General features: G+C 41.3%; 19 protein-coding genes, 11 tRNA genes, 1 rRNA gene and 1 pseudogene (1 of these 32 running past the window's edge). 3 read left to right on the top strand and 29 right to left on the bottom strand.

Annotation, left to right across the window (positions count from 1 at the left end):
* Nucleotides 1-13 precede the first annotated feature (13 nt).
* From ACQV1I_RS02010 to ACQV1I_RS01985, 6 genes are all read right to left on the bottom strand, one after another.
* Nucleotides 14-793 (bottom strand): apolipoprotein A1/A4/E family protein, encoded by a 780-nt coding sequence (locus ACQV1I_RS02010; protein ID WP_236645922.1) that lies wholly within the window; start codon nucleotides 791-793, stop codon nucleotides 14-16.
* 43 nt (nucleotides 794-836) lie between these two features.
* Complete coding sequence (locus ACQV1I_RS02005; protein ID WP_094701790.1) at nucleotides 837-1,310, bottom strand: hypothetical protein; 474 nt, start codon at nucleotides 1,308-1,310, stop codon at nucleotides 837-839.
* A 31-nt stretch (nucleotides 1,311-1,341) separates the two neighbouring features.
* Entirely contained in the window at nucleotides 1,342-1,626 is a 285-nt protein-coding gene (locus tag ACQV1I_RS02000; RefSeq protein ID WP_094701791.1) for a hypothetical protein, read from the bottom strand.
* A gap of 242 nt (nucleotides 1,627-1,868) precedes the next feature.
* Nucleotides 1,869-2,996 carry an HD-GYP domain-containing protein gene (locus tag ACQV1I_RS01995; protein WP_116335273.1) on the bottom strand — a complete coding sequence of 376 codons (1,128 nt, stop codon included), beginning with the start codon at nucleotides 2,994-2,996 and terminating at the stop codon, nucleotides 1,869-1,871.
* Nucleotides 2,997-3,041: 45 nt separating this feature from the next.
* A complete protein-coding gene (locus tag ACQV1I_RS01990) occupies nucleotides 3,042-3,665 on the bottom strand; it encodes a response regulator (RefSeq protein ID WP_094701792.1) in 624 nt (207 codons plus the stop codon).
* Nucleotides 3,637-5,217 carry a sensor histidine kinase gene (locus ACQV1I_RS01985; RefSeq protein WP_116335272.1) on the bottom strand — a complete coding sequence of 527 codons (1,581 nt, stop codon included), beginning with the start codon at nucleotides 5,215-5,217 and terminating at the stop codon, nucleotides 3,637-3,639. The genes ACQV1I_RS01990 and ACQV1I_RS01985 overlap by 29 nt, the downstream gene beginning before the upstream one ends.
* 282 nt (nucleotides 5,218-5,499) lie before the next feature.
* On the opposite strand from ACQV1I_RS01985, the gene ACQV1I_RS01980 reads away from it, so the two are divergent.
* Genes ACQV1I_RS01980 through ACQV1I_RS01970 form a run of 3 tightly spaced genes read left to right on the top strand, consistent with a single transcriptional unit; the run spans nucleotide 5,500 to nucleotide 9,010 of the window.
* Entirely contained in the window at nucleotides 5,500-6,441 is a 942-nt protein-coding gene (locus ACQV1I_RS01980; RefSeq protein ID WP_094701794.1) for an AAA family ATPase, read from the top strand.
* Nucleotides 6,442-7,698 carry a DUF58 domain-containing protein gene (locus tag ACQV1I_RS01975; RefSeq protein ID WP_116335271.1) on the top strand — a complete coding sequence of 419 codons (1,257 nt, stop codon included), beginning with the start codon at nucleotides 6,442-6,444 and terminating at the stop codon, nucleotides 7,696-7,698.
* Nucleotides 7,688-9,010 carry a DUF4129 domain-containing protein gene (locus tag ACQV1I_RS01970; RefSeq protein WP_116335270.1) on the top strand — a complete coding sequence of 441 codons (1,323 nt, stop codon included), beginning with the start codon at nucleotides 7,688-7,690 and terminating at the stop codon, nucleotides 9,008-9,010. The genes ACQV1I_RS01975 and ACQV1I_RS01970 overlap by 11 nt, the downstream gene beginning before the upstream one ends.
* Before the next feature lie 145 nt (nucleotides 9,011-9,155).
* Here the strand turns inward: ACQV1I_RS01970 and ACQV1I_RS01965 are convergent, their stop codons facing one another.
* From ACQV1I_RS01965 to ACQV1I_RS01855, 23 genes and pseudogenes are all read right to left on the bottom strand, one after another.
* Nucleotides 9,156-10,256 carry a citrate synthase/methylcitrate synthase gene (locus tag ACQV1I_RS01965; RefSeq protein ID WP_094701797.1) on the bottom strand — a complete coding sequence of 367 codons (1,101 nt, stop codon included), beginning with the start codon at nucleotides 10,254-10,256 and terminating at the stop codon, nucleotides 9,156-9,158.
* A 421-nt stretch (nucleotides 10,257-10,677) separates the two neighbouring features.
* Entirely contained in the window at nucleotides 10,678-11,577 is a 900-nt protein-coding gene (locus ACQV1I_RS01960; protein WP_094701798.1) for a LysR family transcriptional regulator, read from the bottom strand.
* A 19-nt stretch (nucleotides 11,578-11,596) separates the two neighbouring features.
* Nucleotides 11,597-12,700 (bottom strand): NAD(P)H-dependent flavin oxidoreductase, encoded by a 1,104-nt coding sequence (locus ACQV1I_RS01955; RefSeq protein WP_116335269.1) that lies wholly within the window; start codon nucleotides 12,698-12,700, stop codon nucleotides 11,597-11,599.
* A 48-nt stretch (nucleotides 12,701-12,748) separates the two neighbouring features.
* Nucleotides 12,749-13,135: a cupin domain-containing protein gene (locus ACQV1I_RS01950; protein ID WP_094701800.1), complete on the bottom strand. Its 387-nt coding sequence runs from the start codon at nucleotides 13,133-13,135 to the stop codon at nucleotides 12,749-12,751.
* 80 nt (nucleotides 13,136-13,215) lie between these two features.
* The gene (locus tag ACQV1I_RS01945) at nucleotides 13,216-13,392 is read right to left on the bottom strand and encodes a cold-inducible protein YdjO-related protein (protein WP_018674329.1); all 177 of its coding nucleotides are present in this window, start codon (nucleotides 13,390-13,392) and stop codon (nucleotides 13,216-13,218) included.
* A 110-nt stretch (nucleotides 13,393-13,502) separates the two neighbouring features.
* Entirely contained in the window at nucleotides 13,503-13,748 is a 246-nt protein-coding gene (locus tag ACQV1I_RS01940) for a hypothetical protein (RefSeq protein WP_018674330.1), read from the bottom strand.
* A 212-nt stretch (nucleotides 13,749-13,960) separates the two neighbouring features.
* Nucleotides 13,961-14,152 (bottom strand): annotated as a pseudogene (locus tag ACQV1I_RS01935) (ClpP family protease); the annotation flags it as partial.
* Nucleotides 14,153-14,219: 67 nt separating this feature from the next.
* Nucleotides 14,220-14,870: a response regulator gene (locus ACQV1I_RS01930; protein WP_018674332.1), complete on the bottom strand. Its 651-nt coding sequence runs from the start codon at nucleotides 14,868-14,870 to the stop codon at nucleotides 14,220-14,222.
* Entirely contained in the window at nucleotides 14,849-15,673 is an 825-nt protein-coding gene (locus tag ACQV1I_RS01925; protein ID WP_094701801.1) for a sensor histidine kinase, read from the bottom strand. The genes ACQV1I_RS01930 and ACQV1I_RS01925 overlap by 22 nt, the downstream gene beginning before the upstream one ends.
* A 219-nt stretch (nucleotides 15,674-15,892) precedes the next feature.
* Nucleotides 15,893-16,447, bottom strand: a complete 555-nt coding sequence (gene lepB / locus ACQV1I_RS01920) for a signal peptidase I (protein ID WP_094701802.1) — start codon at nucleotides 16,445-16,447, stop codon at nucleotides 15,893-15,895.
* Between the two features lie 551 nt (nucleotides 16,448-16,998).
* Nucleotides 16,999-17,979 carry a hypothetical protein gene (locus ACQV1I_RS01915; protein ID WP_236645924.1) on the bottom strand — a complete coding sequence of 327 codons (981 nt, stop codon included), beginning with the start codon at nucleotides 17,977-17,979 and terminating at the stop codon, nucleotides 16,999-17,001.
* A 616-nt stretch (nucleotides 17,980-18,595) separates the two neighbouring features.
* A tRNA-Gly gene (locus ACQV1I_RS01910) sits at nucleotides 18,596-18,669 on the bottom strand.
* Between the two features lie 4 nt (nucleotides 18,670-18,673).
* Nucleotides 18,674-18,750, bottom strand: a tRNA-Arg gene (locus ACQV1I_RS01905).
* A 5-nt stretch (nucleotides 18,751-18,755) separates the two neighbouring features.
* Nucleotides 18,756-18,831: transfer RNA gene (locus ACQV1I_RS01900), tRNA-Gly, on the bottom strand.
* 109 nt (nucleotides 18,832-18,940) lie between these two features.
* Nucleotides 18,941-19,016, bottom strand: a tRNA-Lys gene (locus tag ACQV1I_RS01895).
* A gap of 7 nt (nucleotides 19,017-19,023) precedes the next feature.
* Nucleotides 19,024-19,098, bottom strand: a tRNA-Gln gene (locus ACQV1I_RS01890).
* 7 nt (nucleotides 19,099-19,105) lie between these two features.
* Nucleotides 19,106-19,181 (bottom strand) — tRNA-Thr (locus ACQV1I_RS01885).
* A 36-nt stretch (nucleotides 19,182-19,217) separates the two neighbouring features.
* Nucleotides 19,218-19,294: transfer RNA gene (locus ACQV1I_RS01880), tRNA-Asp, on the bottom strand.
* A gap of 7 nt (nucleotides 19,295-19,301) precedes the next feature.
* Nucleotides 19,302-19,378 (bottom strand) — tRNA-Met (locus tag ACQV1I_RS01875).
* An 18-nt stretch (nucleotides 19,379-19,396) separates the two neighbouring features.
* Nucleotides 19,397-19,472, bottom strand: a tRNA-Val gene (locus ACQV1I_RS01870).
* Between the two features lie 11 nt (nucleotides 19,473-19,483).
* Nucleotides 19,484-19,560 (bottom strand) — tRNA-Glu (locus tag ACQV1I_RS01865).
* A 12-nt stretch (nucleotides 19,561-19,572) separates the two neighbouring features.
* A tRNA-Met gene (locus ACQV1I_RS01860) sits at nucleotides 19,573-19,649 on the bottom strand.
* Between the two features lie 46 nt (nucleotides 19,650-19,695).
* Nucleotides 19,696-20,181, bottom strand: a 23S ribosomal RNA gene (locus tag ACQV1I_RS01855) (it continues 2,443 nt past the right edge of the window).

The following is a 20,181-nucleotide window of genomic DNA, read 5'->3' as shown; positions in this document are numbered from 1 at the left end:
TGATAATAGTTTTTTATTTAAATTGATCAGCTACTAGTTGATCCAAGCTATTCTTTGCATCCTTTTCAGCCTTAGCACCTGTATCTTTAATAGCATCCTTCGCTTGTTTCTCCAATAATTTAGCTGATTCGTCAACTACTTTTTGGATTTCGGCTATTTTTTCGTCGATAAAGCGTTTTGTTTCCTCTTTAGAACTTGCTTCTTTCTCGCGAATTAAACCATTAATCGTGTTCTTAGCATCGTTAATCGCACCGGTTAGTTCTTGTTTTGCTTTGTCTTGTGCACTAGTAACGTTTGTTCTTACCTCTTGTTTTCCTGCTTCTCCAGCTTGGTTCACTTTATTCGTAAGATCGACGATCGAATTGACTTTTGTATGATTGGCTGCTTTGTTAATTTCCTGCTTTAATCCCTCTACCTTCTGGTTGTATTGGTTTTGCATATTGCCCTTGATTTCGTTCGTTTTGCCTCTCAAAGCATTCAAATAATCGTTTTTAGCAGCTGTTACTGAAGCGACGGCACGATTTGCTTCCTCGGTACCCGCTTGCTTAACACGGTCAGCAACCTGATTCTTTAGCTTATTAATCTCACCTTCTGTAATTGCCTTTTTCTCATTTCCGTAATTAACCGCTTCTTTCGTAATAGACGATGCTGAAGCAGCGAATTGTTTATCATACCAATTTTTAAGCTGACCACCTACATCAACGGCCGCAAATGCAGTACCTAAGCTACCAATCAGACCAACTGCTAACACACCAATCACGATTTTACTTTTTACTTTTTTCAACCTCTTCATCTCCTGTCTTTTTTTAAAGGGGATTTAAGGAAACAATGCCCTTCTATTTGTCAAACACCTGTTGTTCTGAAGTAAATTTATGAAGGAAATCAATTGTTTCTTTATCTAGTTCTTCCTTGATGTTCTCATTGGATTGTTGTACAAATTGTTTGAACTCCGTAGGTAATTCTTGCTGTTCTAATATGTTTTGTTTTTGATTCAATCGTGTTTTCTGACGGTCTACGTACTCATCAATTGATTTTTCTCCTGTTTTGGACACTTGAATCATTTCTTGTTCCAGCAAGAAAAGGGTTTTATCAGTTTTGAACTTTGCTTCTTCTACCACTTTGTTATTACTATTTTGCTTATAAGAGTCAGTTGTTTCTTCAATTGTGTTACTCGATGCCCTCATCTTCTGGTTGTACCAGATACTTAACTGATTCTTTACATCAATCCCAGCAAAGCTTAAACTCACAGCTACGGAGGAGACCAATACAGATAGGATGGATATAATTTTTATCCCTTTTCCTTTTATCATTACGGTACTTCCTCCTTTCGAAATGTAGAGACTAAAAAGGTATCAGGAGGATAGGCATCAAAGCTAAACTGGAATGCAAACCGGCTATTAATACATGCCAGTTTGATCGTGTGTGTTCATCCTCATCTTCCAAGTTCTCACTATGACGGTACGTAATGAAACAATGATTAATGTGGACATATTGATACAAAATGTGTAACTCAGCCGCAAGTTCAACCATCTCATCATGTGTTAAGCGCTCTGAATCCTTTTCCACAAATAACGTCTCGCCGTCCAGCACGATCTCCCATGTGTTTAGTTTTTTTGTTATAAGCATCAGCCTTCCCCGCTTTACTTTTCTTGCTCTTATTGTAAGAAAAGCCCAAAATCTTTTCCTCCACTGTGAGAGGTACTTTATCAGATAAACAGGATGATCTTTATCTACAACCCATGAAGGAGGATGAAATCATACTTTGTGAACAATTTCACTTATAAACACAAAAAAAAACGGGCTACAAGGTCCCGAAGGTGGTTACCTATCGATTTCTACGTGAAAAAAAGAGGAATAATGCCCATGAGCTACTCTCTCTCTAGCTCCTGACCTACTACTGCTTGAAATAGTGCATCAATGACATCAGCTCGAAACGATTGATCTTTTAATAATTGTAACTCTTTAAGCGCTTCTTCCGTGCTAAAAGCATTTCGGTAAGGCCTCGGTTCAATCATAGCCAAATAAGTTTCAACAGCCCCAACAACCTGAGAAAGCAAAGGAATTTTATCACCCTTCCATTGCTTTGGATAACCACTTCCATCATATCTCTCGTGGTGATAACGCATCGTTTCAATAATTCGTTGATACTGTGGCAAATCATCAAGTAGTTCCTTTGCTATCATACAATGCTTCTGAACCATCTCATACTCATAAGCAGTCAACTTTTCTTTCTTTTCAAACAAATAGTCCGGCCATTTTATTTTACTGACAAAGTGTATAAGCGACAGGCACTGTAGCTCCCAGTCTTGTACATCGATAGGCCTCTTTAACAGAGAAATGGTTCTTTTTAAAAGGGAACGCATCTGCTCAATTTGTCTACTGGAAGTTTGCGATTTCCGCTCCACTGTTGGCACAAAAGCGTATAGCATTCGATATAAGGTAGCTAAATGATTGCGTTCCTGCTCCTCTCTCATTCTATGCTCCTGCATGGTAAATAAACGCAACCATAATATTGCGAGCAAATATCCCACAATAGCAAATACCATTACAGGCAGAATAACAGAAAACGCTTTTTCTACGTGGCCCATATAAGCTTGCCAAGACAGTGAAATTATTACTACTACAATATAGATGATACTTCCTGTATGCATGACCTTTCCCTGTCTTGTCATACTGAGTAATAGTGGGTATGCCAAGACCAAGCACCCCATTTTTATAGTAGAAAGAGGTGGAGCTAACAATACAAACAAAAATAAAAATAGAACACAGAATGAAACCATCCAGTCTGAATAAGAGTAAGACTGTTCATACATGCAATACAAAAGATAAACACCCCAACATACGCAGAGGTAAAATAGCCAGCTAAGAAAAGACGGAATCCAGATATCTTTCTGTTCAAGACCATGTACAAGTAGGGTGAAGGTTAAAAACAACGAAGCCAGATAAACTGCATATCGCATCATCTGTTTAGCCAGCTTCTCTTGTTCAAACTTCATTTTGTGAAACTCCTCTCCTATTCCTACCTTTATCCAACCAAACCTTTACTTCACTTTGACCAGTCCCTGTTTCAGTGCGTATAATACCGCCTGAGACCGATTTGGTTGTCCCATTTTACGTAGGATACTGCTTACGTGAGTTTTTACGGTCGCCTCGGATATGTATAGCTTCTCAGCGATCTCATGATTACTCAAATTATCAACAATAAGCTCAAATATCTCTCTTTCCCGTTCTGTTAATTGAAGCTGTGATGTTTGTGTAGACTTCTTCCGTTCTAATTTAGGCTGAAAGCAGGAGTACCCCATCAAAATCATGTCGATGGTATGCAAAATTTGCTCAGGCATCGTATCTTTCATTATATATCCATCAATTCCGCCATCGAGAGCTTGAAAGATATCCTCACTATCATCGAAGGCTGTCAGGATTAAAATCTTAATAGCTGGGAGCTGCTCTTTTAGAAGCTTCCCACTTTTAAGCACGTTTTGCCCAGGCATTTTAAGATCAGAGATAATCAAGTCCGGTTGGCAATCCAATGCTTTGCTATACAATTCATCCCCATTAGCTGCTTCCCCTATTATTTCGAATTTACCTGCCATCTGTAGAATCATCTTGACTCCTTCGCGAACAATCCTATGATCGTCAGCGAGAAGAACCTTTATTTTCTCCACCACTAACTCCTCCTCTAGGGATAAACGCCGTGATTTCTGTACCCTGTTGTTCCACGGAACGAATTGTAATCGTACCACCTACACGCTTCATTCGTTCTCGCATATTAGAGATTCCAAATGAACGGTTAGAAGCATGTACGCTGTCTGTAGTAAATCCAATTCCATTATCCTTTATCTGTAGTGTCCATTGTACAGAGGTAGCTTCTACATAAATTTCGACTTGATCTGCTTTAGCGTGTTTTAGCATGTTGTATAATGCTTCTTCTACCACACGATAAATCGCTTCCTCTACCGCTAAGCTCTCTTCCAGCACTATTCCTTTCGTCACATAGTGAAGCTGTACCCCTGTACCTTTTAAAATACGTTCTCCCATGTCACGTATCGCATCAAAAAGAGGTTCTGCTTCCCGATTAAATCGTAAATGCTGGATATACCCACGTACTTTGAGATGACATTCTTTCATCTGTTCTTCCATTTGATCAATAGTGGCCGACATCTCCTCATTCATGACAGGATAAAGCATTTGTTTTACATAATAAAGCTGGGCCGATAGAAAAAATAATTGTTGTGCTAAGCTATCATGCATATCCTCCGCCATTTGTTTGCGAGTCTCTGCATCCGTACGGAATACCAATTCCTCGGTATCCTTAATTTGGCGCAAATGGCTAGATGTCACGATCGCAAAGCTATGTAAAAAAAGCAATTCAACGATAGACAAAGCCTCTGCCCTTTGTCCAATAAGTAGAATAGCTCCTTGGTGTTTACCTTTTTGACCTAATGGAAAATACAGTACATCCTCTGGTTGACCAGTGAAGTTACTCACCGTTATCGTTCCATGCTGCTTTAGTTCTTGCCAATTACTTTCTAATAGGGCAAGCTGGTAAAACTCTCTTTGCCAATCCTTCTGTACTCTCGTATGATTAAACCAAAAAACATACGATCTTTTCTTAGGAAAAAGTCGTTTCAAAAACCGTTCGCCTACACGGCATAAGTCACTGGACTCTTTATTTTTACGTAACAGCTTAATATATGACATAAAAGATAGCCAGTGCTGAAAGTAAACTTTGCATTTTTTATGAAGAATGTGGATTAATCCACACAAAATGGTTGTAGTAACGAAATGCGTACCTAAAAGCCCCTCTGCATGTAGAGTAGAATTATCCGCACTGGTCAGTCCTCCACAGATAACAAAGAGAATTGCACTTCCAAATCCCAATACAAGGATTCCTAGCATATAACGCAAAGGTAAACGCAAACCCAATAGTATTAAGGACGTATAAGTAAACCACAAATCAGAAATTCCCCACATTTGTTGTATTACTTCCCAATACAACAGAAAGAAAAATTCAGCTATTAGCAACACTTGCCTGACCATTACGATTCGGTACAGTGTTACTATACTTAGTAACGTTTGTATCACAAGTAACACATACACAGGAATGGACAAGTAAATATTTGTTGTATCAGTGGTAGCATACAACATAATGAGTAAAACCCAACGAAACAATACGATAAGCCACTCAACATTTCTAACCAGAAGATTAACGATCATGAAAAACTCCATTATTTTAAGTTTTAGGTAAATTATAACAATTGTTACTGGATAAAAATACATATTTTTGTGACAGAAGACTTACAGATCGTCTATAGCCAAGTGCCCTAGCTTATTTTATCAGCGCTTGTTTACTTAATAGACTAGAAAATAAATTCAAGTTGCACTTCTGTTTTTTTCTAAATTTTTACAACATTTTATCTACTTGTAAATTGCCTTTCCTCGATCTTTTGTTATATCGTTATGGAAAATACATTACTGGTGCTAAAAAAGGAGGACTCTATGCAGCAAGATAAGATTCAAAAACTTCTGGAGACAATTAACACAGTTGTAGTAGGAAAAGAAAAAGAAGTTCGCCTACTCGTAGCTGGGCTACTGGCACGTGGCCATGTTTTATTGGAGGATTTACCTGGCATGGGAAAAACCGTGTTGGCAAAGACAATTGCTCAAACAATTGGAGGAGCATTTCAACGATTGCAGTTTACAGCTGATCTATTACCATCTGACGTTGTTGGGCTCCATTATTTTAATCCGAAAACAAGTGATTTCGAACTGAGACGAGGACCGGTATTTACAGATGTTTTATTAGCAGACGAAATTAATCGTGCCACTCCACGTACACAATCTGGTCTCTTGGAGTGTATGGAAGAGCGTCAAACGTCTATTGAAGGAACAAGCCTGACCTTATCCCCAGCCTTTTTTGTTATTGCAACTCAGAATCCGATTGAATCTGAAGGAACTTACCCTCTTCCAGAAGCACAATTAGATCGGTTTCTCTTCCGCTTATCGCTCGGTTATGGAACACGGTCAGACTCTTTGGAAATGATGCGCCGCTTTCGTAATGATTCTCCACTTGACCAGGTATCAGCAGTCGTAACTATCGAAGAGATTCTATTCATGCAACAAGAAGTACGACAGGTACATGTAAGCGAAGCCGTGGAGACTTACATCATTGACCTGACTGAAGCAAGTCGCACACATCCTTCTATCGAAATCGGGATAAGCCCACGGGCGATGCTATCACTTGTACGCGCTGCCCAAGCAGTTGCCTATGTAGAAGGTCGAAATTACGTACTCCCTGACGACGTAAAGCTTGTGGTTCCTCCTCTCTTCACACATCGAATTCGCTTAACTATGGAAGCAGAGCTTTTACTCATGGAAAGCGATGTTGTACACGAACTGCTGCTCTTAGTACCTGCTCCTGTTGAAGAGGGAGTTCGGTAAATGGTGACTGTGGATTCGTTTCGATTGATGGGAGGCATTTTTCTTTTGGTCGCACTCCTATCTGGTCAATTGTTTTACTTTACTCTAGGTGGTTTCTTCTTTTTTTTAGTATACGTTCATAGATGGTGGATAAAACAAATTCCAAAGCTTATTCACATTACTTGTACAAGTGATCAGGTGCGTGTCATGCCACATACACCTATCACCTTAAAGGTCTTAGTTCAAAATCATTCCTATTTACCGTTGCCCGCTACCAAGCTTGTCCTTACATTACCTCTCTCTGTCAAAATAGAAGGGGCTGATTCCTGTAACGAAGAAAACAAACAGCACCACGTTCAAATATTCATGCACATCCCACCAAGGGCCCAAGCCACGAGAGAGATTACATTGGTTCCTAGTAAGCGTGGTGTCATCTGGTTCAGCGAAATAAAAGTAGAGCTTATCAGTCCATTTGTTACAGAGGTTTGTAATCAAACGCTACCAACAACTTATACTCTGTTAGTCTATCCCGAGATAATTCCGATTCCACCGTACCAACAGGGGGCATTTGAGCCTTTAGGTAAACATTTATCTAGGCAACGCCTGCAAGACGATCCCGCCTTTATACGTGGTACTCGTACCTACATGCCAGGTGATCGCCTCAAAAATATCGATTGGAGAGCAACCGCTAAAACATCTTCCTTGCAAACCAGATTATTTGAATATACCTCTCAGCAAAAATGGATGATTGTAGGTCATATCCTTCCAATCTATGAAGCAAAGCTTCAGCGCTTTCATGATCTGGAAAATGAAAAGCTGATTTCAGCTGTAGCCTCTGTTGCCACAAGATTTCGGCAGGAGAAAATCCCCTACACGCTTTATCTGAATGTGAGACAACGTGGAAAAGATGTCTTACAGCTAGCAGAAGGTAGTGGAAAAGCTCATTATGTACATGTCATGACGCAACTAGCCAAAATGCATCAATTCATGCCAACGTCCATAATAGGAGCATTGCGGCGTTTGGAAATACATACACAAAAGTTGTCCATTCTGCTTATCTCTTCGCGTTTTGATGAAGATATGGCACTTGTAACTAAACGGCTCATATTGCGTGGTCATGAGATCATCCTGTTGGACATGGCCGATGAAAACCCAGTTTTTCGCTTGTTAAAAGGCAAGCCAGTCTCGAATAAACGCGCTACTACACCAAAGCCAACTTCTAGTCAGGCTGATTCGTCTTCCTCGGGAAAGGAGTGTGTCAGCTCCCATGATGGGTAAGACTTCGTTTCGCAATACACTACTATTAACCCTTGAGGCACAGATCATTACGCTTTTCCTCTTCTTAACAGCTTTTCTACCCTTTACGTTTAAAGAAGGAGTAGGTTTATTTATCTGGATCTCTCTTCTATTTGCAATTGGTACCTGCTGTTACGAAAAAATAAATCAAAAGTTTGTCGGATTACTCATGTTATATGGGATGGTAGCCCTCGTAGGAATAGTAGCTTTCCTCTATTTTAATTCCATGCTTCTTGCACTTCTGGGGGCAGGCATTTACTATTGGCGGCTTCACGCTATAACAAATCATGATGTAATACTTCCCGATCTCATGAAACGCTTCACCATTATCATGTTGGCCTATGCCTACTTTTTGCTTTTTCAAAAGCTGAGCGCTGACCCTCATCTGGGAGATACTCCCCTGTTATTAACCGTTTCTATGATTTGGTTTCTAATGATTTGTTATATGGAATTCATTACACGATATAAAAGGATGAGTCTTACATCTGGCGGTACATTATCAATATTAGTTACACAGCATTGGGGATTAGAGACATTACTACTAGGAGCTTATGTAGTAGGAGCAAGCCTTGTTTATTCTCTGGTTTCCCTTGGTTGGGGTCTATTGTTAGGTCCTATTGGAACTGTAGCTAAAAATTTACTTACTCCTATCTTGCTATGGCTAGATCGTGTCATTCAAAACCTGCAAGAAATGGCTTCTTCTAATAGCTCATTAACCAACTACCTAGATGACCAAAAACCAGAAGATAAGAACTGGGAAGCTCCTTTAGATAATAGGGATTACATACTTTCACTCCTTGAACCTTATCTCATTTCAGCTTTTGTGATCTTGATACTTGTATTCTTGAGCTGGAAAATCTGGAAGCATTCTCGCCAGAAAAAAAAGCAGGATATTCAATCCAATATGTTCTCTCATGCTACAACCCAGATCGACAAATTGAATCAGTCTGCAAAATCAACAAAAGAAGATAGTCAAAAGGAGTTACAAACATGGAAAGTGCAAAAAGAAGACAGCATTCGCTACGCTTATTATCAGTTTCTCATGCATATGGGTAAAGAAGAATTTCTCATCTATCCAGAGGAGACAAGCAGCGAATATTTGTACCGCCTACAAAGCATATGTCCTAACCAACAAATGGTTGAGCTTGCTAAACGTATCACTACTGCCTATGAGGCTCACCGCTACGCAGGCGTAACATTATCCGAGCAGGAAATCGCGCTTTTGCAAGCAGATGTTGGACAGCTTTGCTCTTTATCCAAGACTTTATCCTACTCACTCAGCGACCATAAATAAAAAAGAAAAAAGCTTTTCTCCTCAATAGGTATTCTACCCAATGTTGGAAAAGCTTTTTTCTCGTTGAATCAATTACTTTTTCGTATTATTTTACGTTTATCATTTTTCTAGGAAGTTTGAATAGACGCTTCTATGTTCCTCACGATTAAGATTTCGGCATATTTCCTGTATATTCTGATTCCGGACGAATGATTCTATTACGACCCGCTTGATCCAAAATGTGTGCACACCAACCGACTGTACGACTAACAGCAAAGGTGGGGGTAAACAATGATTCGTCCAAACCAACTGCTCTCATAACCGCAGCAGCAAAAAATTCTACATTGGTATGAAGTTTGCGTTTTGGCTTATACTCCGTCAATAATTTTGTTCCTACTTGTTCCACATGAGTAGCTAAATCAAACCATGGGTCATCTGCCGCTAATTCTGCCGCTACCACACGAAGTGCTGTAGCCCGTGGATCAATGGTTTTATATACACGGTGCCCAAAGCCCATTAAACGTTGTCCGCTCTCCAACCGTGTCCGAATCCATTCTTCTGCCTTATCTTTACTGCCAATCGCATTAATCATCTCTGTAACTTCAGACGGAGCGGCGCCATGTAAGGGACCTTTTAAAGCACCGATTGCTGCTGTCAGCGCAGAATAAATATCCGATTGAGTGGAAGTTACTACCCGTCCAGCAAAAGTAGAAGCGTTCATCCCATGTTCTTGAGTCAAAACTAGATACGCATCTAATGCTCTGACATGTGCGTAGCTGGCTTCTGTTCCCTTTAACATATACAGATAGTTTGCCGTATGACTAAGCTCCATCCGAGGCTCTAGCGGTTCCCTGCCAGCTTTTCGAGCTTCCCGATAAGCAATGATAGTTGGCATTTTTGCTGTGATGGCAATAGATTGCTCTAAAGTAGGAGGCCAGCTTTGCTCAGCACCCCCCAGAGCAGAGACAGCCGTCCGTAATACTGTCATCATGTCTCGATCATGGGGAATAGCGTCTATGACCTGTTTTACCTCTTTAGGTAGGGCTCTTTGTTGAGCTAATGCTGTGTGAAAACCGGATAATTGTTCTTCTGTAGGCAATGCACCAAACCATAACAAATAAGCGACTTCTTCAAATGTATGGGAAATGGCTAGATCGCGAGCCCAATGACCCCGATAAACCAATAATCCGTTTTGTCCATCAACTAGGCTTAAATCCGTTTCTGCAACAACAATTCCTTCAAGCCCAATCGCCAACATTTTTTCCATTCACTTCCACTCCTTTCTTTTCATTACAGTATACCAATATGTTCAGAAAAGTAGAAATAGATAGTAAATGAGTGATTGATTACAAAACATAATTAAGGAACGTTCATTTGAATGGTTATGTGCGCTCTATTTTATCTTTAATTCTGTATGAGTAATCGGAGTTATTTTAGAATTTATTACTAAACGGTATACCTGTATGAAGCTTGTATCTTCATGGCACACTAATCAGAATTACTTCTAATACAAACAACTAGCTTTCCTAATACAAGAAAGGAAGATTACATTATGCCAGCAAAAGAAAAACAAGCTCCACTTCGCTACATTGTCTACGTCTTTTTTGGTGTCACGATCTTTCTAGGTGCCCTATGGGGGCTTCTAATGGTTCTTGATATTTTTAGTCGTTAACCCAGCTTTCCTAATCTTAGGTCACTTTTGGTAATGGAGCATATAATGTCGCTAGAATATCAACAAATCGTTGTCCGGATGCTATCAAATTGTTATTTGGCAAAATGACATAGGAAGCCACTTTTGGTAGCTCTAGGCCTGGGGTTGGTAATTCCATAAAGCGATTTTCGAACAACTCACGTAAAATGGCAGAGCGTGGTAAGAAAGAAATACCCAGTCCTTCTTCAATAAAACGTTTGGTCACGTCCACATGCGTAACTCCCATCGTGCGAATAGCAAATCCTCGCTGTCTGAGCGATGTTAAGAGAGGGTCCCAATAGATTGGATGATTATGCGTTAGCAACCTCTTGGTAATTAACTCCTGCTCCCAGTCAGGTAAGGGAGCATCCATATCTCCACCATAATGAGGCACAGCAAATACGATCGGGTCCGTCTGCATGAGATAAGCAGCCAGTTGCCCTTCGTAAGGAATCATTCGAGATAATCCCAAGTGAGCCTGTCCACTTTGAACCAAGAGACCAATATCAATGGAGTCGGCAACTTTAATTGTAATATCTACCTCAGGGTGTTCTTTGGTATAACGATGAATAAGCGAAGGGAGTGAGGTGCGAGCAATGATCGGAGAGACCGCGATACGCAAAATCTCCTTGTAGCCTTGCTTCCATGTCACCATCTCTTCAACACCGGCGTGCCATTGTGACAAAATCAATTTTGCATGCGACAAGAAGCGCTTCCCAGCTGCTGTTAGCCTCACCCGTTTGCCTACTCGTTCAAATAAAGCGACATCCAACTCTTTTTCTAATTGACGTATATGCTGCGTCACGGTAGGTTGAGCGATATATAGCGTTTCTGCCGTCTGGTGAAAGTTCTCACAGGATGCCGCTACTTCGAACGTTTGCAGAAGCTTTATATCCATACGACTCACCTCAAAGCATTTATTTTGCATGCATCCAGTTTTGTAATCTGCTAAAGCTTTGCTGTGCCTCTTCCAATAAAGCATGCATAATATCTGCTGCTGTCTCTTCCTTTTGGAGCATACCTACCCCTTGACCAGCCCATAACGATAGATAGTCAGCATCTAAGGCCTTTCCGGCTGCTTGGCGGATCTCCTTGGTTAACTCATTCTGAATGGGGTATACCAACGATCCTACTTGACTTTTAGCAAACTCTTTCATAAATTGATTCACAACTCCACGCGCTGGTCTGCCCGAAAAAGCTCTTGTAACAGCTGTATCTGTCTCTTTTGCATGAAACAATCGTTCCTTATAAGCCTTGTTTGCCGTACTTTCTGAACATCCCAAAAACCGAGTACCCAATTGCACAGCTTCGGCACCAAGCGCTAAGGCCGCTACTAAGCTTTGACCATTCATAATCCCACCCGCTGCAATGATAGGCACCTCACGAATAGCTGAAGAAAGCTGAGCCACTAAGGGTAACGTACCTATACATTCTCCAGGTCCATCTTCCCCTGCATTAAAAGTACTCCGATGGCCACCAGCTTCACCACCTTGTGCCACGATCGCGTCAACGTGCTGACTTACTAATTGCTCAGCCTCTGCCTGTGTGGTCGCCATACCTACAACCTTCATTCCTGCTGCCTTTGCACTTTCTCCATATTTACCTGGCAATCCCATCGCACAACTGAATACAGCAGGCTTCTCTTCTAAAATGACCGTAAAACAATCGGTAATCTCGTCTTGAAGGGTTGGCCAGTCACCTGTCCATGGTGGAAGATTGAATCGTTCCCTTTGTTGATTAAGCCATTGCCTAAAAGCAGGTGCTACTTCCTGCTGTTCTGGTTGTTCAAATAAGAGTAGGTTCACAGCAAAAGGGCGATTGGTTAGAGCCCTCACTTCACGAATTCTCTCCCGTAGAGCTTGAGGTGTAACATATGCTCCAGCGATGGTTCCTAAGCCTCCTGCCTCTGATACTGCTGCCACAAGTGAAGCTGAGTTTATATTTCCAGCCATTGCTGCAAGTATAATTGGATTTTCAACTCCAAAGATATCGCAAAATCTGGTCTGAAACTGCATGGACATAGTCGTCTCCTCCCGCGTGTATAATTCTGTCTTTTCAGATCATTCTCGTTATGTGTTGCTATTTCCTTCTTCTTCTTCTGCATACTCCAACATCGATATTCTTCCAAACAGGTCATTTGCTTCTAAAATAATCGACATCATACCGGACTCTGTAATGGTTTCATGCCATTCCCCCGGTTCCCAATAGATAGCATCTCCACTTTGTACATAAACATAGTCACTTGTATCTGTACGTACCCATCCATCCCCACTGAGTACCAACAATAATTGAGGTAATGTAGCCTGATGATAGCCGATTTTTCCTTGAGGAGATAAATAAGCACAATTCATATAGGTATTTGCTGGTAGCTTCCCAATTCGTGACATTATCAGGTGTAGACTATCATAATGAGTGATACTTTTCCCATACGTTAGAGCAAACGAAAATCTTTTCATCCTACTCTCCCCTTTTTACGTAATGAGTGCTGGTTCTCAAACAAAAAGCCAGTTGCTAAGGTGGCAACCAGCTTCCATGTTTATTCAATCCTGATATTCTTCATTTCTTCTTCCATCTTGCTGTTGCACAATGGGCAACGTGGGTCCTCAACGATCACAAACTCTTTTCGCGACCAACAGTTACAAGCTGTACACTGCCATACAAGGGTATCCTCATAGACGTGTTCCTTCATCGTACGTTTTGAACGATATGCCATTGTGTCCCCCTATCTTTTCACAAGATTCTTTACTACTTTATGCCGTATTACTTACATCTAGAACTTTTCCAACCTCTTCGTAGTGTTAAATCCACTTATGCCCTGACTGTTTATGACAGATCCACATCAGAAGATCGCTCTTTTGCTCGGTTTAGAAGCGTGCTTACCGTCGACGATTTTTTTCGTTTTCTTTTTCCCTTTTTTTTGCCTAAACTAACAAATGCTAAAATAAGTAGACAAAGAGTGAGTAATTGACTACTATGCATCACTTCTTTACCAAATAGTTCTCCAATCCCAAGAAGATGAACAAGAATGGCTAACAAAATGACTATTTTACTGATTTGAATGGAGCTCAAAATGCCTTCTCCTTTCTATTTACTAACAGGATCAATTCAGTCAAATACATGCAGAAAAAACCAGCCTATTTTTGCTGGTTTTTTTATAGATATCACATGTTTCTTAAATAATTGATCATCTCTAAAAATCCTTTTATTTGTCGCCGGTATTGCTCATCGTAAATTAGTAACCTTTTCATACTCCTTTAATGTAGTAATTCGATAAAAGATTCCTAACTCCTGTCTTTCTTTTCGATTACTTTATCAACAATTCCATATTGTACTGCTTCCTCACCTGACATGAAGAAGTCTCGATCAAAATCTATGGATACTTTTTCCACACCCTGATTCGATCGCTCTGCAATGATGGAGCAAAGTAAGTCTTTCGTTTTTAGTATACGTTCTGCTCTAATTTGAATATCTGAGGCTTGCCCCTGTTACTTATACTTTTATGTATACTTATACTCATATCGCATTTATCCACTTTGACATCTAATCTTCAGAAGATAGACCATGACGCAGTGCATAGGAGGCTAGCTGCACCCGGTTTTCCAAATAAAGCTTTTCCAGTAGATTTTTCATATGGTTTTTGACCGTATGTTCTGTAATCACGAGACGCTGGGCAATCTGTTTATTCGTCTCTCCCTTTGATACATATTTTAAAATTTGAGTTTCTCGCGGAGTTAATACACTCGGGCTAGGTTCATCGATGACAGGACCTGATCGAAATTTATAGAAGAGCTTGTTTGCCAATTCACGTGAAATATCACTATTATCTTCTAGCAAAGCGCGCAAGTATGATAGCCAGTCATGTGGATTCATATTTTTTAGTAAATAACCTTGTGCCCCAAATTGCACAGCTGTAAATAGATCAGCTACATCATCCGATACACTCAGAATAACGACTTTTATATGTGGATAGGCTTGTTTAATCCGTCGGGTTGCCTCCAAGCCATCGCATACAGGCATGCTAATATCCATCAATACCACATCTGGTTGCAACTGGCTACAAAGACGTACTCCCTCTTCTCCTTGTTCAGCCTCCCCTACAATTTCAAAAGAAGAATCCTCTGCTAACATACTTTTTATAGCTGTTCGAGCCAATAAATGGTCGTCTACCACTAATACCCTGTATTTCTGCACCTTCCGCTCTCCCCTTTAAATGACTCTATCAAAATTTCTGTCCCACCCTGTGTTCCTGGACGCATCTCAAAACTAGCTCCTAATTTCCAGCTTCGCTCTCGCATCATTGTCTGACCATATCTCTCGCGTTTTACTGTTTCTGCATCGAATCCCATCCCATTATCTCTAATCAGTAGATACCAGCCTGTTCCTTGAAGTTGCCATTGGATCTCCGTATGACTCGCATCTGCATGCTTGCGAATATTAGTGAATGATTCCTGAATAATACTAAATAAATGGACTTGTTCCGCTTGTTTAAAATATTCATCCATTCCATCAAGATCCTGTTTAACCTCGATACCTGTGATCATGCTCCACTCGTGTAGCCACTTGCCCAAACGATCGGTTAATAATACACCCTCTTCTGGATGAGAACGGAGATTAAAAATGGCTTGTCTTAGCTGGTTATCAATTTCGGAGATCGTTGCCTTCGCTTCTCCAATTTGTTCTTGGTTTAATTTTACGTTTAAAAAGAAAATGGCTTGTGCAATATTATCATGTAGCTCTTGGGCTAAACGTTCCCTTTCTTCATACACAGCATGCTTGGCTTTTTCTTTTGCTAATCTCTCACTCATTCTTTTGATTTTTCCAAAAACCCAGGTGGCAAATATAAATGAGAGAACCAAAGTCATAATGGTAATAATGACATTTCCTTCATCCATCGTAAAATACGGTAACAAAAACTCGTGTCGCGCATATTCAAAGCCACCTATCATAATGGTAGGTAGCATGATGCTTGTTAATTTTAGCCATCGATAATTCAAGCGTATCCTCCTGACTTACTGTAATTTACAATCATAACCAATCATCCATTTGCTACTCTATATTATAGAGGAAGCGCTTTACCAGCATGTAGGGTCAATTTTTTGAATAAAACTAATATTAACTAGAAAGCCATGCCACTTTTATCGACAATAGAAAAAAGTCCTATGCAACACGTTGCAATAGAACTTTTCACTCATTCTCTTATCGTTAAAATATCATTATGGTGATCTCACGTTTGAAAGTGGCCAGTAAACGAAATCAGCTCTGCCAACGACCTCTGTAATAGACACAGGGCCGATCATTCTACTATCCTTACTGTTTTGCCGATTGTCTCCCATGACAAAAATATAACCTGCCTCAACCGTGACTGGCGGAAAATCCTCCGTTACCTTTTTTCCCTCTGCATGAGCTTTCTTTTTTTGCTCATCTAAATAAGGTTCTTCTACAGGTTTTCCATTAATAAATAGCTGATCTTTACGCATCTCTACCCGATCACCAGCTATTCCGATCACACGTTTGATGTAGTCTTCCTTTTGGTTTGCATGAAATACAATAATTTCTCCTCGTTGTGGTTCATGCAAACGATATACCGCCTTATTTACAACTACCTTCTCATTATTTTGCAAAGTGCTTTGCATGGATTCTCCATACACAACATAGGGCGCTCCCAGCCACGTGTACAAAGCAAATGTAACAATAAAAACTGTGATGATGGAAGTGAGCCAGTCCTTAATTGCTCTACTCCATCCGGAGCGAGGTTCTGTCTGATTCATAAAGAATTAACAGCCTCCTTTTGGTTAGTCTTATTATAAAGGACGTACTTCCTAAAAAAAGGTTTCAAAACGTAAAAAAGATAGAGATTTTGCTCTATCTTTTGAGAAATATGAAGTGGGTGATAGGAATCCACCCCACGCGACCAGCTTGAAAGGCTTTTGCTTGGTGGCTCAGCAATGAAAACTTGGCATTACTTAGATTTCCTTTATAAGTTCTGCTGCTCCTATCCACTAGCTACCCTTACCCGATCGGCAGTTCACCAAAGTGGGAACGCCCATATTTTTTATTTTACTTGTTTGGTTGCATATCTTACGAACATGTTCCACCCATAGTAGTTCACATCCCAGAAAAAGGAATTTTCCACGTATGGGTGGTGAATCCTGCTTTGTAACTACCTTTTTTGTTCTTCTAGACTAAAAATTGGTTGATCTATGTTGTTTGCTGTACCTAGCGAAAATCAAAAAACCCCACTATTTTGTACAACTCAAAAAATCTATCGACTTCAATTTCTCTCACAAAGATGTAAATAATTCTGAACCTCGTTATATGTTTACGTTAGTTTTACAATTGTAAGTGTGGCATTTGTATTATTATGGAGCTGTGCTGGCGTATTATTTGCATTCACGAGCTGCACAGTAGTCGGAGAAGTAATATTTAAAATTATACTACCAACAATTGGACCTCCCCCATCTCCAGCGAGTGGTGTTGGCGTTACAGGAACACCCCCAATTTCCAAGTTAAAAATTGCGTTTCCCTGATTATGAATGGCAAAATCAAACAGGTAAAAACCCGATTGTAAGATTGTAATTGTATTCGATGGAGCAGTAAAAAGAAACGCACTACCAACATTGCTACTTAAGTTTGTGAAGGTTATTGGATTAAAAGCAGGTACTGTGTCGGTTCCTGTTCCAGAGAAACTTCTGAATACACTAATAAAACTATTCAAACCTGGTCCTGTCGCTCCCGTGCCCCCTGTTGCTCCGGTCGCTCCTGTTGCTCCTGTTGCTCCTGTTCCTCCGGTCGCTCCTGCGGCTCCTGTTCCTCCGGTCGCTCCTGCGGCTCCTGTTCCTCCTGTTGCTCCTGTTGCTCCTGTTCCTCCGGTCGCTCCTGCGGCTCCTGTTCCTCCTGTTCCTCCTGTTCCTCCTGTTGCTCCTGTTCCTCCGGTCGCTCCTGTTGCTCCTGTTCCTCCTGTGGCTCCTGTTCCTCCTGTTGCTCCTGTTGCTCCTGTTCCTCCTGTTGCTCCTGTTCCTCCTGTTGCTCCTGTGGCTCCTGTTCCTCCTGTTGCTCCTGTGGCTCCTGTGGACCCGGTTGGACCCGTTATTCCTGTAATCGGGGAAAAAGTAGTAAAGTCCGACGTGCAAGAAGTAGTAAAGTCCGTGCAAGAAGTAGTTGGGGAAGAACGTTTTCGACGTGCATAGAATTTGTTACCACTAATTGGATCGCGACGCATAAAGTCAAACAAATCAGGTTCATTAATATTACTTAATACCTGTTGTAAATCATCGTAGTTATCGTTGAACAAAAAACACACCTCCAATTATTTCATATACCATACTATGTAAGGAACGATTAATTCGCCATTCCTCTTTTAAAAATTATTCGGTATGAAATATCTAAGAATTACATTTATTTGTCTAGGGAAATTTATTATTCTATAAAATATAAATAATTGCCCTCTTTTATTTTTGGAAATAAAAAGCGCCTTTCTCAGATGAGAAAGGCGCTACATATCTATTTGTAAAGCTAGATACTCGTCAGCAGGGATTTTGATATTCCTCTAGTAAAGATTCAACTTTTCAGCATCCTGCCCTAATCAGTAAGCTATATACAGGAGTCAACTATTGTATTGTCATGTTCGTTCTCTCATTCAAGTTTTTGAATTTTTCTTTCCAACATTGCTATTTTTTCATCTACCTGTGCAATAGCTTCAGAGACAGCAAATAACTCTGATGTAACTTTACTCTTATCTTATTCTTCTCTGATTTGAGTAAGTAGTTTCGCATTTTGTAGTTCAATAATCAATCGCCCGAATTCTTGGGAATGAAAGAGGACTTGTAACCGATCGCTCTTCAAGTCGGAACCGCATGTCAATGCTTGGTAAAACAAAAAAAGCCTTGATATACAAGGCTTCTTACGATGTTTTCATATGGAGCGGGTGATGGGAATCGAACCCACGCGACCAGCTTGGAAGGCTGGAGTTCTACCATTGAACTACACCCGCGTAATGGCGTGCCCTGAGAGATTCGAACTCCCGACCTTTTGATTCGTAGTCAAACGCTCTATCCAGCTGAGCTAAGGGCACATATATGGAGCGGACGACGGGTCTCGAACCCGCGACCTTCGCCTTGGCAAGGCGACGCTCTACCAATTGAGCTACGTCCGCACAAGTGTTATATAACTTAATGTATTTAGATCTTCGATTAACTATACACCACTTTAATCTGAACCTAGCTCGTCTTTCAATGCTATAATGACCGCTAAACAAAAAAAAGTGGTGAGCCATGAAGGACTCGAACCTTCGACCCTCTGATTAAAAGTCAGATGCTCTACCAACTGAGCTAATGGCTCATGCAAATGGCTGGGGTACCAGGATTTGAACCTGGGAGTGACGGAGTCAAAGTCCGTTGCCTTACCGCTTGGCTATACCCCAATAAAAATGGTGCCGGCGATAGGACTTGAACCCACAACCCCCTGATTACAAGTCAGGTGCTCTACCAATTGAGCTACACCGGCATTTTTAATATAACCAACAGCCTATTTAATTGAAAATGGCGGAGCTGACGGGACTCGAACCCGCGACCTCCGGTGTGACAGACCGGCGTGAACTCCAACTTCACCACAGCTCCAAAATTTTGGTTGCGGGGACAGGATTTGAACCTGCGACCTTCGGGTTATGAGCCCGACGAGCTACCGAGCTGCTCCACCCCGCGACAATATGAAAATAAAAATGGTGGAGGATGACGGGATCGAACCGCCGACCCTCTGCTTGTAAGGCAGATGCTCTCCCAGCTGAGCTAATCCTCCAGATAAATGAATGGTGACCCGTAGGGGATTCGAACCCCTGTATGACAGCGTGAAAGGCTGCTGTGTTAAACCGCTTCACCAACGGGCCATGTAGTTATAATGGTAGCGGCGGAGGGAGTCGAACCCCCGACCTTTCGGGTATGAACCGAGCGCTCTAGCCAGCTGAGCTACACCGCCATATTGTTCTTTCAAAACTAGATAATGAAGTCAGCATAAAGGCAATGTGGATAAGTCCTCGACCGATTAGTATTCGTCAGCTCCATGCATTACTGCACTTCCACACCGAACCTATCAACCTCATCGTCTATGAGGGGTCTTACTAGCTTGCGCTATGGGAAGTCTCATCTTGAAGGGGGCTTCACGCTTAGATGCTTTCAGCGCTTATCCCGTCCGCACATAGCTACCCAGCTGTGCCACTGGCGTGACAACTGGTGCACCAGAGGTGCGTCCATCCCGGTCCTCTCGTACTAAGGACAGCTCTCCTCAAACTTCCTACGCCCGCGACAGATAGGGACCGAACTGTCTCACGACGTTCTGAACCCAGCTCGCGTACCGCTTTAATGGGCGAACAGCCCAACCCTTGGGACCTACTTCAGCCCCAGGATGCGATGAGCCGACATCGAGGTGCCAAACCTCCCCGTCGATGTGGACTCTTGGGGGAGATAAGCCTGTTATCCCCAGGGTAGCTTTTATCCGTTGAGCGATGGCC

Source organism: Brevibacillus sp. JB24b, from assembly GCF_051713385.1.
GTDB lineage: Bacteria > Bacillota > Bacilli > Brevibacillales > Brevibacillaceae > Brevibacillus_B > Brevibacillus_B laterosporus.
The sequence above is the reverse complement of the archived record's forward strand: the minus strand, read 5'-3'. Positions and strand labels throughout refer to the sequence as shown.